Genomic DNA, 14,186 nt, shown 5'->3' with positions numbered 1-14,186 from the left:
CCGAATAGCACAAGGGCTGGAGTCTTAAACGCGGGATGATGCATGAAGTGCCGGACCGACACTGCTTGGTTTCCGTCGGTCCGGCGCATTATGAGGCGTGATTCAGGCTGCGAGGTCGAATCCGTCGGCAAGCTCCTGTTGCAACCGATTGGAATAGGTCCGCAACTCGTTATTTAACGAATGGTCTGGGCGCCGACGCAGGAACCCTTCAATCAGCCCAATAATGGCAGGCTCTAGCCGCAGGCCCTCGGTGCCTTGCGCAACCAGCCAGCCGAGCTTGACAATAGACAGCAGTAGGCAGTCGAGCTCGACGTGATCCCGCAGGTTCTGCCATGCGCTGGCGCTCACTGGTCGCCGCACGCTGGGCTTTGCCGCGACCAGGTTAAACGGCACGCCCATTCGGAGCAGCACCTGTGACAGGTGGCTCCAGGTTCTGCCGCCACCCTTCAGCATCAACCCCAAATCGAGGTGTGGTCGTGGCCCACGCCTGCCTGGCTGATCGACCATCTGGGGAGGTAGACGCAAGCCATGCGCCAGACCCGCTAGTAACAACACGGGGATATCCGTTGCCAGCCCTCCGAATGTGACGATCGGTTTGTCTTCGTGTGCACGCAGGTAGTCGAAGATCTGGGTGACTACCGCTTCTTCATCGCCCCAATCGAACTCGTTCCAGCTTGCCACCTCGCCGGTGGAGATTTTGCCTTCGTCGTCGATCGAAAACTGGAACGCAGCTGCTGCCATGACTTTCTTGACCGCGACCGCTCTGCGCTTCGATTTGTGATCCATCGCGAGATGAGCCTTGTGAAGCTCCTGGTCCCAGTGAAATTCGCAGTCGAGCGCGATGTAGCTTTGCTTCGCCATTTGCCTTTTCCTTTCCTTGTATGTCGGCACCATCACGTTTCGTCAGAAGGGAAGCGGGCGAGCATTTTGGATCGCCCGCCAGGCCTGGTAGGCCGAGCCCAGCGAGGTCCGGTCGTTCTCGCGGCAGCAGGTCGCAAGGAAGGTCAACCAGAGCACCTGTGCCTCGTCGGCAGCGCGCCGAGCTTGTGCCATGGTCGATGAGCCCGGACCCGCACGCTGGATCACGTAGAACGCTGCGGTTTCGTCGAGCGCAGCTTCGCGGCACTCCAGCGGCATGATGGCAAGGTCACTCCGTTGTCGCCGGATGAGTTGCAGGTCCGAGGGCGAGAATGGCATCCCTGCCTGCATTGCCCTGCGCCATTCGCGCATCTGGGAAGGTTGTGCCTTCGCAATCAAAGTAGCATTTACCGGAATGCTCCTGGCGATTCCGCCGATGATATCCGAACGCTTCGTCTCGCGGTCGAAGGCGTAATGTTCGACGGCAAAACGAGCACCGTATTCGTTACACTTGGTGACGGTGAACATCGCGATGCACCGGATGGTTGAGCGGTAGCTCGCCGGTCGGTCGCGCACGATTTCCAGTGCGGTCAGCACATGCGGATGGCGCCTGGGAGAGAAGTTCATGTGGGGTTTCCTGTTCCTGAAAAGAAACAGGCGGCGCCTCCCGAGGAAGACACCGCCTGGATGATCGTAGGTTTGTGAGGATCAGGCTGCGAAAGGCGCTGCGTTCCTGATATTGCCAGCGCTGTCGACGAAGAGGTCGCCCGGGCTGGGCCCGCCCGCGCAAAAGGGCGCGAGGGTTTCGGCGGTCGCGGCAATCCTCTTGGCAGCATTCCGATGCGAACGCGTTCGACGAGCCGCAGCTTCAACGGGCACTTCCACGAGGCGGCCGCATTCGCTTACGGCGAATTGCTGCCTTCGATCCTCGGCCATCAGCACCAACGGTTCATCATCGCCGATCGCTGCCGGATTGACCTTGGTTGCAATTATGCCCTCTGCATGCGGCATCAGCGCCAAATACCAGTGCGGTGCGGCTGCCCCCTCATCCGCATAGATGGCAATCACACAGGCCCAGCCACTTTCTGCAACCTTGCATACCGCAGCATCGAGAATGCCCATATCGATGCCGGTCACAGAGGCAAATTTGACTGCTGCTGGGACGGTTCCCTCGGCGGGGAGACCGAGTTCCAGATGGAGGGCATAGGCGTTGGCCCGGCGGGCATCGTGCCCGCCGGTGGTGGAAGTGTTCATATCGTATTCCTTGTTGTTGGATGACGGCCTTCTGGCCGAAGCTTTTTCCCTTCTCAGGCGTCAGCTCATCTTCACTTCAACCAATCCGGAACGCTCACCTTCGGTGGCTTCGGCACCCAGGTCTCATTTGCTCGGTATCGTTCGCTGGCCGGGAGCGGCACGACCACGGGCCGTTTACCGATTGTCTCTTTATACCAGCGATATTCATCTCTGAACTCCGCAGGGCGGACCTGCTTGTGCCAGAGCTTGTGGGCCCGCTCTCCCGCAAAACGGTAGCGCCGGTCTCGGAGATCATCCTTGAAGCCATAGGCAGCAGTGCTGGCTTCGAACCGCCATGCGGGGGCGTCCATGGCTGCCAGCACCTTCGCCATGACGCTTTGACCGTCGAAGCAGACATGATCCAGCAACTGGATGAGTGCGAGAACATCGTCCTTCGCGCGGTGCGCAGACGGCATGAAATACCCGCATTGATTCAAAACGTATCCCTGCGGGCCGGGTTCGAAGCCGAGCTTGCGCCACGGCACATCGGCCATAGCGCAGCCCCAGGGCACCGGGACGTGACGACCGATGTGCTTTTCGATGAAGGGTCGGTCGAACTGCGAATTGAACGCGATAGCCCCGTCGCAATATTCGAGAAGCTCGGTGAGCTGCTCAGGACAGATCGACTCTCCTGCCAGGACAGCATCTGTAAGCCCGGTCAATTCGACGATTTCAGGCGGCAGCGCGTGGCCGGGATCGACCAGCCCGGTCATCACGCTTCGCACCGCTACGATCCTGCCGGTGTCGCTTACGTCCACGATGGCTGCGCACAGTTCGATGATTTGATGCTTGGAAAGGTTCAGACCGGTCGTTTCCGTATCGAGCACGCAGATCCGACGGAATTTCTCGCCCTCCCGTGCCCGACGCGACCAGTCTTTGCGGTCGCGCACCGCACTAAGGATCCGTTGCCGGCCGCTGGGCGCATCGTTGTTGCCGACGATCGTCGGCGTGAGATTTGAGCTGTTCATCAAATTGCCTCGTGTCACGAGGTCGGCCGAAGGGCTTTTCCCTTCTACCTCCAACCTCGAACAGCGAAGCTGGCGAGAAGGCTTTTCCTGATGTGGATGCATGCATGACGCTGCAGCAACGAGGTTCAAATTCCTTGCCCGAAATGATGGGCCATTGCAGCCTGCTGGATATGTTCGCGCTTTTGCTCTCGTTTGAGGGCAACCTCGCACTCTTCCTTGCGGCGCATTTCCAACCCTTGGTCGATAGCCTGCTTCAGAACATGCGAATCTGTCCAGCGAGCCCAGAGGATGGCCAGCCGCAGATCCGCGCCACCATCGTTGACGCCAGTCTCCAGCTCCCGACTGTTTGAATAGGGCGATTGAGCAAAAAGCTGGGCGATTTCTCGCCGTTCCTCCTCTTGTCGTTTATACCAGTGGTCGAACTGCTGGGCATGTTGTCCGCTTGTTGCAGCACTGGCCAACGACGACGGAACATCGCGACCTGGCACGCGAATTTCCCCTTCGCGCGTTTTGACCAGGTAAAGCGGAGCTGCTGCCATCCGATTACGGTCAGCCTGAGAGAGGGGCACCTCGTTCGCGTTTGTTCGGAAAACCGTCCTTGTCTCGGTCGCAATAACCGAGTTCGATTTGGGCGCGCATCCCTCTTCAGAAGTTTTGTCAACCGGCTCAGCCAAGGGGGCTGGTTTCGATTTTTCGGCCGCGGCCATTTCTTGAAGCAGGCCCTTTTCGCGCCTTGCTTTGATGGAGTTGATGTTTGCCGCGTTCCACTCATCCAACTCTTCCAGTTCAGTGCGCGCTCGGATGTTAGCCCGATCGTGGTTAGGACCAGTGTCGTCTGCCGGCGCGTCTTCTTGTGTCGTGGCAGCGCTCGTTGTGGCCTCGGTCTCAACCTCACGCACGGTATCATGCTTCTTGCCATCGGAGGGCGCGGCAATACCGTGTTGCTCTTGGCTTGCTTCGCTTTCGCTCTGGAAGTGATCATCTATTTTGTCGGTAGAAGAGCCTTTCGAAGCATCGCCTGCGACTGGCGTTTCTTGAGCGACGTTCGAAGGCGCTTCAGATGCAACTGGTTGCTGTGTGACGAGTTCGGGCCGATCTGTGAGGGTCTCAGGAGCGTGGACCTCGGCAACGCTTGCCGAGCGAAGGGTCGCGCTCTGCACGCGAGCTGCGTGGATGTTCACCAGACGCGAAACCGCGTGCGGGGTTCTTGCGACAACCCTCTTCGGCAGACCATAGAGCGCCTGCTCCCTTGGCTCGATGAGCGCGATCAATGCGGTTTCGCCGTTCGCCAAGCTCTCTTGTTTGATTGAGAAAGGCACCCGCTTCTTCGCGATGATGTCGAGCTGCTTTGAGAGATCCTTTACAGCGGCCGAGGGGTTAACCGTGGTTGGGGCTGCCCGCGGGGCAGCCAGCTGAACAGGTTTCGCGCTATTTGTTGCGGCCGGTTTCTGGGTGGGTGCTGGTTTGTCGGCAAGGCCCGCTGGAAAGAGCAAGTCACAACCTAGTCCGTGGGTCTCCAGTAGCGAGGTTGCTTGCTTTGATAGTTCGTCCGCTTGCGCTTCAAGCCGCAGTTCAAGAGCGAATTCCTCTCGGAATAATTCTTTCAGCCCTGCTGTGTGGTCGTTGAGAATTTGCAGCCGTTTCAAATGAAAGTCGCGCTTGCTTTTTACCTTGCGACTTGCCGTGCCATTGAGGACCGCTTCGACGTGATTGTAAGACTCGTTCGCCATCGCGCTGGGGCGTGAAAGAAGCCGGTCGGCAAGCTGTGCTGCGCGCCGAGCCTGATCTCGCAACTTCACTTCGGCGAGCTTCAGGCTGAGCCATTCGCCTTCCACACGCGAGATTATCGCGTCGCTTGCACCGGCCTCTTTGAAATCCCCTCTTAACTTGGACCAGGCGGGCGAGAGGTCATTCTTCTCTTGCTCAAGCTGCCTGTCGAGCATGAGCTGAATATAGTCCCATTGCTTCGCCTCGTTCGAAGCTCCTTCCCGTGTGCTTTGCCCGGACAGCTCCTGACGGTTCGCCGCGTCGTTCAGGTGTTGATCCGGCTCCTTCGGAATATCCATTTCGGTATACTTCGAAGCGCAGACGCGCCGGGACACATTCGCTCGTTCGAGTTCCCGGTTCGAGATGTCCGCGATGAAGGCTCGCAGATCGGGCACGAAGTCGGTGCGGGTGCACTCTCGATTCTTGTTTTGCTTGAATGGATAGACAGTGCGTTCGCGGCCTTTGGCGTCGGTGTAGATGTATTCAACTTCAAAATCGAAACGTCCCGCCTGAGCCTGCACCTTGGGGTCGTTCAGTGCAGCTTCGAGGTATTTGGTGTTGCGCTTGCTGTAGCGGGCGACTTCGGCCTCTCCGGCCTCGAGCCTCTGTTGCACGGCCTCCGGATCGAACCTTTCGGCAGGGCGGTCCGAGTAGATCAGGTGGAAATGCCAGTTCTTTTCATGATTGTCGGCAGTGGGCCGATGCATGACGAGGACATAGGGAACGCCAAGAGCATCGAACCGCTTAGCAAGAGATTTCATGAACCGGTTACGACCGGCGCGATCGAGTTCGTGCGGGATTTCACCCACGCAGCGCATCTGTATCCGGCCCGATTTCCCGGTGTCCCATTCGATACCGTGGCTCCGATATGCGAGCGGGTTCTGCCACTCTTCCCGCCATCCGAGGCTATTCAGCACCGCGTGGGCGGCAAGAGCATCTTCTCCCGAGAAGGATAGGTTGCAGAAGTCTTCGATGAATTCGTCGCTAGCGTGAGCCTCGTGCCGCTTCTGGCTCCATTTCCCGACCTTATCGAAGCCGGTCTTGGTCATTGCATCGGCAAGCGCTTCATCATTCCACGCCTGGGCCAGGAAATCGCTGACCAAGGGGGACTGGGTCCGAATATCCACTTTCAGTGTCGGCGGCCTGTTGGACTTCTCGCTTTCACCCGCTGCCCGGAAGAGTGCGATGCGATCTTCTCGGTCGCCTTCGATATTCGAAAACACGCATTCTTGCTCGGCCATTGCGAGGGCCTGCTCGCGCTCTTGGTAATGCGCGAAGTTATCCGGATCGATCGGCACGATCACGGGCTCGACCGCGCGCTTCTCTTCATCTTCGAGGTATTTGCCGTGCTCGTCTGGCCGGGCCCGTCGGCCACTTTTTGTCGCGAGACCGAATTTAACGTGGTTCTCGGTGATAACCTCGAACGAAAAATGGAAGCTGGTCTGCCCCAAGGCGTTCATTGGCCTGATCGCTCTGCTTGCTGGCACGAGCAATTGAAGCGTCGTTCCCGGGGCCTGGTTGGTGGCGGTCTCACTTCCTGCAGAGGTCAGCGTTCGCGTGAGAGGAGCGCGCCCTCCTACCTTCCCGGTAATGTGTTCGTCGCTTGGCAATCCGAGAAGGTGGGGCGGCGTTCTTTCATATATGCCCTTCAGACTTCGGCGTGCCGCTGCCGATTGCTGACCCGCGCGTTCGAATGCGAGTGAGATTGCCTCCTTAGTGAGGATCGGAATGGAGCGCATTTCAGCAGCCGCAGAAGCGAACCCCTGGACCTGCCGTTCGGCTTCAATTGCCAACCTGATGTGCTCTCGCGCCATTCCGAAATTTTGATGCATGCGGATCGAAGCGTGCAAGAAAAATCGTATTCAGTTCAACGCTTTCCAACTTGCAACTGTTCTCTCCAAGGTGCGCAGCACCGCACCGGGCATCCTGCAAAGGATGCCAGTCACCAACGGGCGACCGCATGCAACTCGTGGGAATCCCCACGAGATGCGATATTGCGCATACAAAAATTACGATTGTAATCGTTGCCAACCCTTGAACTGCAGTGAAGCGGTTGGTCTGCTCGGTCCTCTCGCACTATAGCAAGGGTGAGACCCTTGGAACACGCGGCATGCGGGCTGCGCGTCGGCCTGATTAGGCAAGGTATGTATGCCTTGCGACACGCCGTTCACTGCACTTTAGGCATGGTTGGTATGGCTGTTGCCATTCAACCTGCATGCAATTTTAGCTGTTTAGTGGCAGCAATTCGGTCCGGGTGGGGACGAATTTCTGGCGCTCGGCCAGCCAGGAACGGGCGACATCGTTCTCGATCCCGCCCCGCCCTTTGATGCCCGATTTGGCCAAGGCGTTGCGCGCCGCGACTTCGTTCATCTGGGCGAGGTATGCAAGTTCGCGAACCGACAACGGAAGCCACGTTTCGAACTCGAATTTCCAACGAGCGAACGCAGTGACGATGGTGACCCGTAAGGGGCTCTCAGGGTTACCCATAGGTGACATTGTGCTGATTGTCCCGGCGGACGCGCCGTCCATAAGGGAGCCGAGGTCGTCCCACGATTCCGGACGGAATGCTTCTGGCTTGCCGGTCTGGAACGCCCAGTCGTAGCTTGCCTCGATCAATGGGGTGGCACGGAAGCGCGAGAGGTCGACCTGCGAAGGATCTGCGTCGTCGTATGGTTCGCCGGCGTCGTTGGATGACGGAAACCCCAGAAAGGCTTCGGCCGCTTCGTAGCTTCCCCAGTGGGCGATCATGGCTGCCTCCGCGACCAAGGCCTTGCGCAGGTCGTGCATGACGTCATCACGCGAGAAGGGCGTCTGGGGACCTTCAGCCGGAATGTCGCCAGCAGAGGGCGCATCAACCTCGGTAAGTGTCAGCTTCCCGGCACTGATTAACGACGGGGGAGTGCCATCACCTGCGGACATGCGTATCGAGAAGCCTTTGCGCACGAGGCGGAGGGCCTCATCATATTCGGTCGTCAGGACCGCGTTCTTGCGGTGATGCAGTTCGCTTCCGAAAGCGGGGTCACCAAGGACGAAGTGGCCTTGCTTGTCGCGATAGGGGCGCTCGGTCTTACCAGTCTTCGGATTGGTGCGGGTGATAATGGTGGCCACGATGGCTATCTCCAATGATTCTGGGTGCGTTCAGCGCATCAGGCGCTTGCTGCGGTGTGCGAGGGTGATGACCCGGCCATTCTCGACCACGGCGTATTTGTTGAGCAGTGGTTCCACGTATCGCAGGGCCCTTGCTCCGCCGAAGTCACGAGCAATTCGCTTGCGTGCCTGCTTGTCCATAAAGAGCACATCGGCCCCTTCATGGCGGCAGATCGCGCCGTATCGCTCGAACAATTCTACAGCGAACGGTGGAATGCTGCGCTGCTGACTGCGATGGGTGGCGTGCCTTGTCATCATATTGCTAATCCATTGCGTTTGTGTTGCTATAAGAAAGCAATAACAGGCTCGACGGGCTTTGCAATAGGGTTGCGAAATAAATATCATTTCCGAGTATGTCAGGTGCCGTGATCGCAGGAAACGACGCAATTCGCGCCTATCGCTTGCCCGATTCGGGCAATCCGAATAGGCAGTTGCGCGACACAAGGGGCATCAATGTTCGAGAACGCTTTCAACAATATCGACCGGGCCATGCGCAATGACGAGGGCCTGTCGTCGGAACTGGATTACGCTGAACAGACCAGCTGGCTGCTGTTCCTCAAGTATCTCGACGATCTGGAGCAGGAGCGGCAGGACCAGGCCGAGCTGGAAGGCCGCGACTACACGCCAATCCTCGACGAGGCTTATCGCTGGCAGGCCTGGGCAGCGCCGAAGGACGAGGAGGGTGAGCTCGATCACAATGTGGCAAAGACCGGGCAGGACCTGATCGACTTCGTCAACGGCGAGCTGTTTCCCTACCTGAAGACCTTCAACGCCAGCGATGCCGACGTGGATACACTGGAATACAAGGTCGGCGAGATCTTCTCAGAACTCGCGAATCGTTTCCGCTCCGGCTATTCGCTGCGCGAGGTGATCGACATCGTCGATACGCTCGATTTCGGCAGCACCGATGCCAAGCACGAATTGTCCGACCTTTACGAAACCCGCATCAAGCGGATGGGCAATGCCGGGCGCAATGGCGGCGAGTATTACACGCCGCGCCCCTTGATCCGCGCGATGATCAAGGTGGTCGATCCCAAGATTGGCGAGACCATCTATGATGGCGCCTGCGGCTCGGCGGGCTTCCTGTGCGAGGCGTGGGATTATCTGCGCCGCCCGGACCTGTCCGGCGAGGAATGGGAAACGCTGCAGCGCCGCACCTTCTACGGGCAGGAGAAGAAGTCGCTCGCCTATGTGCTGGGCGTGATGAACATGATCCTGCACGGGATCGAGGCGCCGACGATCCGCCATGCCAACACGCTCACCGAGAATGTGATGGATATCCAGCAGGCAGACCGTCACGACATCGTGCTGGCCAATCCACCCTTTGGCGGTGGCGAGCGGCGGGAGGTGCAGCAGAACTTTCCGATCAAGTCCGGCGAGACGGCCTACCTGTTTCTGCAGCACTTCATCCGCAAGCTGAAGGCGGAGGGCCGCTTCTCTCACGGGCGTGGCGCGGTGGTGATCAAGAACACCTTCCTTAGCAACACCGACAATGCCAGCGTGGAGCTGCGCAAGGAATTGCTGGCGAACTGCAATCTTCACACCGTGCTTGATTGCCCCGGAGGCACGTTCCAGGGCGCTGGTGTGAAGACGGTAGTGCTGTTCTTCGACAAGGGAACGCCGACGAAGCAGATCTGGTATTACCAGCTCGATCCCGGCCGTTCGCTGGGCAAGACCAGCCCGCTCAACGACGACGACCTTCGGGAATTTGTCGAGCTGCAGGCGACCAAGGCCGCCAGCGACAAGAGCTGGACGGTTAAAGTCGGCGATCTCGATGAGAAAACATGGGAACTGTCGGTCCGCAACCCGAAGGGGCCGGAAGAAGAACCGTTGCGCGAACCCTCAGATATTATCGACGCTATGCTGGCTAGGGACGAGGAAACTGCCCAGACCCTCGAAGCCATTCGGGGCATGCTGTGATGGCGACGGCCGCGGTTACGACCGGGAACGCTGCTTGGCCGGTCGTGCGGCTGGGTGACGCGGTCACGGTTGTGAATGGCGGAACGCCAAAATCGAAGGTTGCGGAATATTGGGGCGGGGAACACCAATGGCTCACGCCCGCCGATATGGGGAAAATGGAAGGTCGTAAAACCAGTGCTACGCCGCGAACGATCACATCCGAGGGCCTAGCGAAGTCTTCTGCGCGGTTGGTCCCGCCCAATTCGGTGATTTTATCCACGCGGGCGCCGATTGGACATCTAGCGATCAACGGGGTCCCAATGGCATTCAATCAAGGTTGCCGCGGCCTAATCCCCTCTAAGGACGTTGATTATCTCTTCCTGTATTATTTCCTTATGGCGAACAGGAATTTGCTCGACGATTTGGGGTCCGGAACAACCTTCAGGGAGCTTTCGGCTACCAATCTGAAGTCAGTTTCCATGCCGCTCCCCTCGCTGGACGAGCAGAAGCGGATTAGCGCTGTGCTCGATCAGGCGTTCGCCGCCCTCGACCGCGCCCGCGCCAACGCCGAGGCCAATCTGGCGGATTCGGATAAGCTGTTCGAGAATTGGCTTGCTCTCATCTTCGAACGCCAAGGCCGGGAATGGCGGAAGGTAAGATTGCCTGACATCAGCGAAAATCTAGATCGGCAGCGGGTGCCGATCACGAAAAGGGATCGCGTCGCAGGTTCCGTGCCCTACTACGGAGCCTCAGGCGTAGTCGATCACGTGGCAGATTACATCTTCGACGAGGATCTGCTCTTGGTTTCGGAGGATGGGGCTAACCTATTGGCGCGCACCTATCCGATCGCGTTCTCGATCTCGGGCAAATCTTGGGTCAACAATCATGCGCACGTGCTGCGCTTTGAGGACCGAACCGATCAGGAATTTGTGCGGCTCTACCTCGAATCCATATCGCTGAAGCCTTTCATAAGCGGCATGGCGCAGCCGAAGCTCAACCAGAAGGCCTTGAACAAAATCCCGATACCGTTTCCGGATGCGGCGACTCGTCAGGATATTGTTGAGGAGGCTGAACGGCTCAAGGGCCTTACAACCCGAGCCGTTGGGCAATATGAAAAGGCTCTCGAAGACATCAACGATCTTCGTATTTCGATTTTATCGACGGCGTTTAAAGGGCGGTTGTAACGGTGTCTGAACCTACGCCGCAAGAAGATTACGAGAAGAGACTGAGGCGCTTCGTCGTGATGGTGCACGGGCAAGAAGGGCTGATAGCCAAGCTTGCCATCTTCAGGGAGGTAGTGCGGCATTATCGAGAGCGCGGCGATGGACTGTGGGAAATCTCACCCCCACTCTATTTTTTTGCGCGGGCAATGCAGAGCGACGTGCTGCTGGCTTTGGCTCGAATCCTTGAAGAGAAGAAACGGAGTTGGGGCAACTTAGAGAAATTTCTCGATTTCAGCGCAGCGAATTCCGGCAGGATTGTCTGGAAGAATGGTCAGTTTTCCGAGGCCGTGGCGTTTAAGCACAAGTCCGCGCTCGCCGCTCACTCCGACATTATTGCGAGCATTCGGGGTCGAAGGGACAAGGTGATCGCGCACTTGGATAGGAAGTATTTTTTTGATCCCGAGGCTGTGGAGGATGACTTCCCGCTAGAAGATGAAGCGATGATTGCCTTGGCGAATGAAATCATCAAGATACTCCATGAGCATGAGAGGGGTGTATCTGATAGCTGGTCATTTCATCTTGCTGAATTCTATCAAATTGGTGTCGACAATATGATCCGATCCCTTGAGGATATCGCTCGTCAGAAGAAGCGAGGCGCGTAGATGCCGCAAGCGGAAACCGAAGCCGACACGCGCGCCAACCGTATCGATCCCGCCCTGCGGGATGCCGGCTGGGGCGTAGTCGAAGGCTCTTCGATCTCCCGCGAATACACGATCGCACCTGGCCGGATTCTTGCTGGCGGTGAGCGAGCCAATGCTCTCTCTGCCGATTACGTCCTGACCTACAAGGGCCGCCACATGGCGGTGGTCGAGGCGAAGCGCGCTGGGCTTGGACACACTGCCGGTGTGGGTCAGGCGAAAGACTATGCCCGCCGCCTTGAAATCCGCTTCGCCTACTCGACCAACGGTCTCGGCTGGTATGGCATAGACATGAACACCGGTAAGGAAGGCGATCACGACCTACCTTTCCCTACGCCGGACGAGCTCTGGCATCGTTGCTTCCCGCTTGGCAATGATTGGCGCGAGCGTTTCGGCGCAGTGCCGTTCGAGACCGGCGGCGGCAAATGGCAGCCACGCTATTACCAGCACAACGCCATCACCGCCGTCCTCGAAGCGATTGCGAAGGGTGATAAGCGCATCCTGCTGACGCTCGCCACCGGCACCGGCAAGACAAGCATCGCCTTCCAGATCGCGTGGAAGCTTTTCCAGTCCAGCTGGAACCTCAGCCGCGAACCGGTCCGACGCCCGCGCATCCTGTTCCTCGCCGATCGCAACATTCTTGCCGATCAGGCCTACAACGCCTTCAGCGCCTTCCCGCCCGACGCGCTCGTTCGCATCGATCCGGAGGAAGTCCGTAAGCGCGGCGGTGTGCCGACCAACGCCAACATCTTCTTCACAATCTTCCAGACCTTCATGACCGGTGGGAAGGACGGGGAGACCGAATTCACCTTCGAAGGCTACGCGCCCGACTTCTTCGACTTCATCGTGATCGACGAATGCCACCGCGGCGGTGCGCGGGACGAAAGCACCTGGCGTGCGATCCTCGAATATTTCGCACCCGCGGTGCAACTCGGCCTGACCGCCACGCCCAAGCGGGATACCAATGCGGATACCTACAAGTATTTCGGCGAGCCGGTCTATACCTATGCGCTGAAAGAGGGCATCGGCGACGGATTCCTGACGCCGTTCAAGGTCCGCCAGATGGCGAGCACCATGGACACCTACACCTTCAGCGACGAGGACAAGGTGATCGCGGGAGAGATCGACCCGGACAAGGAATACAAGGAAGCCGATTTCAACACCAAGCTCATCATCGACGAGCGCGAGATGAGCCGCGTGCAGGAATTCATGGACCAGATCGACCAGCGCCAGAAGACGTTGGTCTTCTGCGCCACTCAGGATCACGCCGCCCGCGTTCGCAACTTCATCAACCAGATCAAGGACAATCCGGACCCGCATTACTGCGAGAGGGTGACGGCAGACGACGGAAAGCTGGGCGAGCAACACCTGCGCGAGTTCCAGGACAACGAGAAAACGCTGCCGACCATTCTTACGACGTCGCAGAAGCTGTCGACTGGGGTGGACGCGCGCAACGTGCGCAACATCGTCTTGCTGCGGCCGATCAACTCGATGATCGAGTTCAAGCAAATCATCGGTCGCGGGACCCGCACTTTCGACGGGAAGGACTTCTTCACGATTTACGACTTCGTGAAGGCCTACGAGCACTTCAACGATCCCGAGTGGGATGGCGAACCGGAAGACCCTGCAGATCCCCGTCCGCCGCGTCCCGGACCCGGCGGTCCCGATGGGCCGGACGATCCAGAGGATCCCGAAGACCCAAAGGAGCCGGCTGAGAAGGTTATCGTGAAGCTGGCTGACGGCAAGGAGCGCAAGATCCGCTACGTCGGCGCAACGACCTACATGTTCAACGGTCGCCCGATCACAGCGCAAGAATTCATGGACTACCTATTCGGCGATCTGGGCACGCTGGTTACAAGCGAAGACGAACTTCGCGAGATATGGAGCGATCCAGAAAACCGCAACGCGTTCCTCCAGCGCCTGACCGAGATGGGTTATGACCGTGAACGTCTGTCTGACATGCGCCGCCTGATCGATGCCCCGAACTCGGACATCTTCGATGTGCTCGGCTATATCCGTTTCACCTTGGCACCCCTAGCCCGGGCCGAACGCGTCGAAACGGCGAAGGCAACGGGCATGGATGGCTACGAGGAGGAGATGCGCGAATTCCTCGATTACGTTCTTAGCTCTTACGCCAAGGACGGCATCCGCGAACTCGACACCCAGCGCCTCAGCCACTTCATCCGCAGCCGCTACGGCAGCATGAACGATGCGAAGAGGAAGTTGGGCTCGACGGGCGAAATTCGTTCAGCCTTTCTCGACATTCAGCGTCATTTATTTTCCGACCCACAGTCAGATTTTTCGATTTGATCATCAAGCGTTGGGCTGGAGTGAAACTGTCCGGTTTCGGTATTAGCGTTCGCGAGCGGATCGTGGGGGGCGAAACCTTAGCC

Annotated in this window: 11 protein-coding genes; 4 read left to right on the top strand and 7 right to left on the bottom strand. The window is 58.4% G+C overall.

Going from position 1 to position 14,186, the window contains the following annotated elements; all coding sequences use genetic code 11:
• Positions 1-102: 102 nt before the first annotated feature.
• The 7 genes from ACGHU1_RS12575 to ACGHU1_RS12545 all read right to left on the bottom strand — a co-directional run bounded on the left by ACGHU1_RS12575 (position 103) and on the right by ACGHU1_RS12545 (position 8,291).
• Entirely contained in the window at positions 103-861 is a 759-nt protein-coding gene (locus ACGHU1_RS12575) for a hypothetical protein (protein WP_390587395.1), read from the bottom strand.
• Between the two features lie 42 nt (positions 862-903).
• The gene (locus tag ACGHU1_RS12570; RefSeq protein ID WP_390587394.1) at positions 904-1,485 is read right to left on the bottom strand and encodes a hypothetical protein; all 582 of its coding nucleotides are present in this window, start codon (positions 1,483-1,485) and stop codon (positions 904-906) included.
• A gap of 81 nt (positions 1,486-1,566) precedes the next feature.
• The gene (locus ACGHU1_RS12565) at positions 1,567-2,112 is read right to left on the bottom strand and encodes a hypothetical protein (RefSeq protein WP_390587392.1); all 546 of its coding nucleotides are present in this window, start codon (positions 2,110-2,112) and stop codon (positions 1,567-1,569) included.
• Between the two features lie 71 nt (positions 2,113-2,183).
• The gene (locus tag ACGHU1_RS12560; protein ID WP_390587391.1) at positions 2,184-3,119 is read right to left on the bottom strand and encodes an exonuclease domain-containing protein; all 936 of its coding nucleotides are present in this window, start codon (positions 3,117-3,119) and stop codon (positions 2,184-2,186) included.
• A gap of 125 nt (positions 3,120-3,244) precedes the next feature.
• Positions 3,245-6,679: a MobA/MobL family protein gene (locus tag ACGHU1_RS12555; RefSeq protein ID WP_390587388.1), complete on the bottom strand. Its 3,435-nt coding sequence runs from the start codon at positions 6,677-6,679 to the stop codon at positions 3,245-3,247.
• Positions 6,680-7,109: 430 nt separating this feature from the next.
• Positions 7,110-7,994, bottom strand: a complete 885-nt coding sequence (locus ACGHU1_RS12550; protein ID WP_390587385.1) for a hypothetical protein — start codon at positions 7,992-7,994, stop codon at positions 7,110-7,112.
• A 30-nt stretch (positions 7,995-8,024) separates the two neighbouring features.
• Positions 8,025-8,291 (bottom strand): hypothetical protein, encoded by a 267-nt coding sequence (locus tag ACGHU1_RS12545; RefSeq protein WP_390587382.1) that lies wholly within the window; start codon positions 8,289-8,291, stop codon positions 8,025-8,027.
• A gap of 195 nt (positions 8,292-8,486) precedes the next feature.
• On the opposite strand from ACGHU1_RS12545, the gene ACGHU1_RS12540 reads away from it, so the two are divergent.
• From ACGHU1_RS12540 to hsdR, 4 genes are read left to right on the top strand one after another with little or no spacing between them, the layout of a single operon-like run.
• Entirely contained in the window at positions 8,487-9,953 is a 1,467-nt protein-coding gene (locus tag ACGHU1_RS12540; protein ID WP_390587379.1) for an N-6 DNA methylase, read from the top strand.
• A complete protein-coding gene (locus tag ACGHU1_RS12535; RefSeq protein WP_390587376.1) occupies positions 9,953-11,116 on the top strand; it encodes a restriction endonuclease subunit S in 1,164 nt (387 codons plus the stop codon). The genes ACGHU1_RS12540 and ACGHU1_RS12535 overlap by 1 nt, the downstream gene beginning before the upstream one ends.
• 2 nt (positions 11,117-11,118) lie before the next feature.
• A complete protein-coding gene (locus ACGHU1_RS12530; protein WP_390587374.1) occupies positions 11,119-11,757 on the top strand; it encodes a hypothetical protein in 639 nt (212 codons plus the stop codon).
• A complete protein-coding gene (gene hsdR / locus ACGHU1_RS12525; protein ID WP_390587372.1) occupies positions 11,758-14,103 on the top strand; it encodes an EcoAI/FtnUII family type I restriction enzme subunit R in 2,346 nt (781 codons plus the stop codon).
• Positions 14,104-14,186: the final 83 nt, after the last annotated feature.

The organism is Erythrobacter sp. MTPC3 (genome assembly GCF_042854385.1).
GTDB lineage: Bacteria > Pseudomonadota > Alphaproteobacteria > Sphingomonadales > Sphingomonadaceae > Erythrobacter.
The sequence above is the reverse complement of the archived record's forward strand: the minus strand, read 5'-3'. Positions and strand labels throughout refer to the sequence as shown.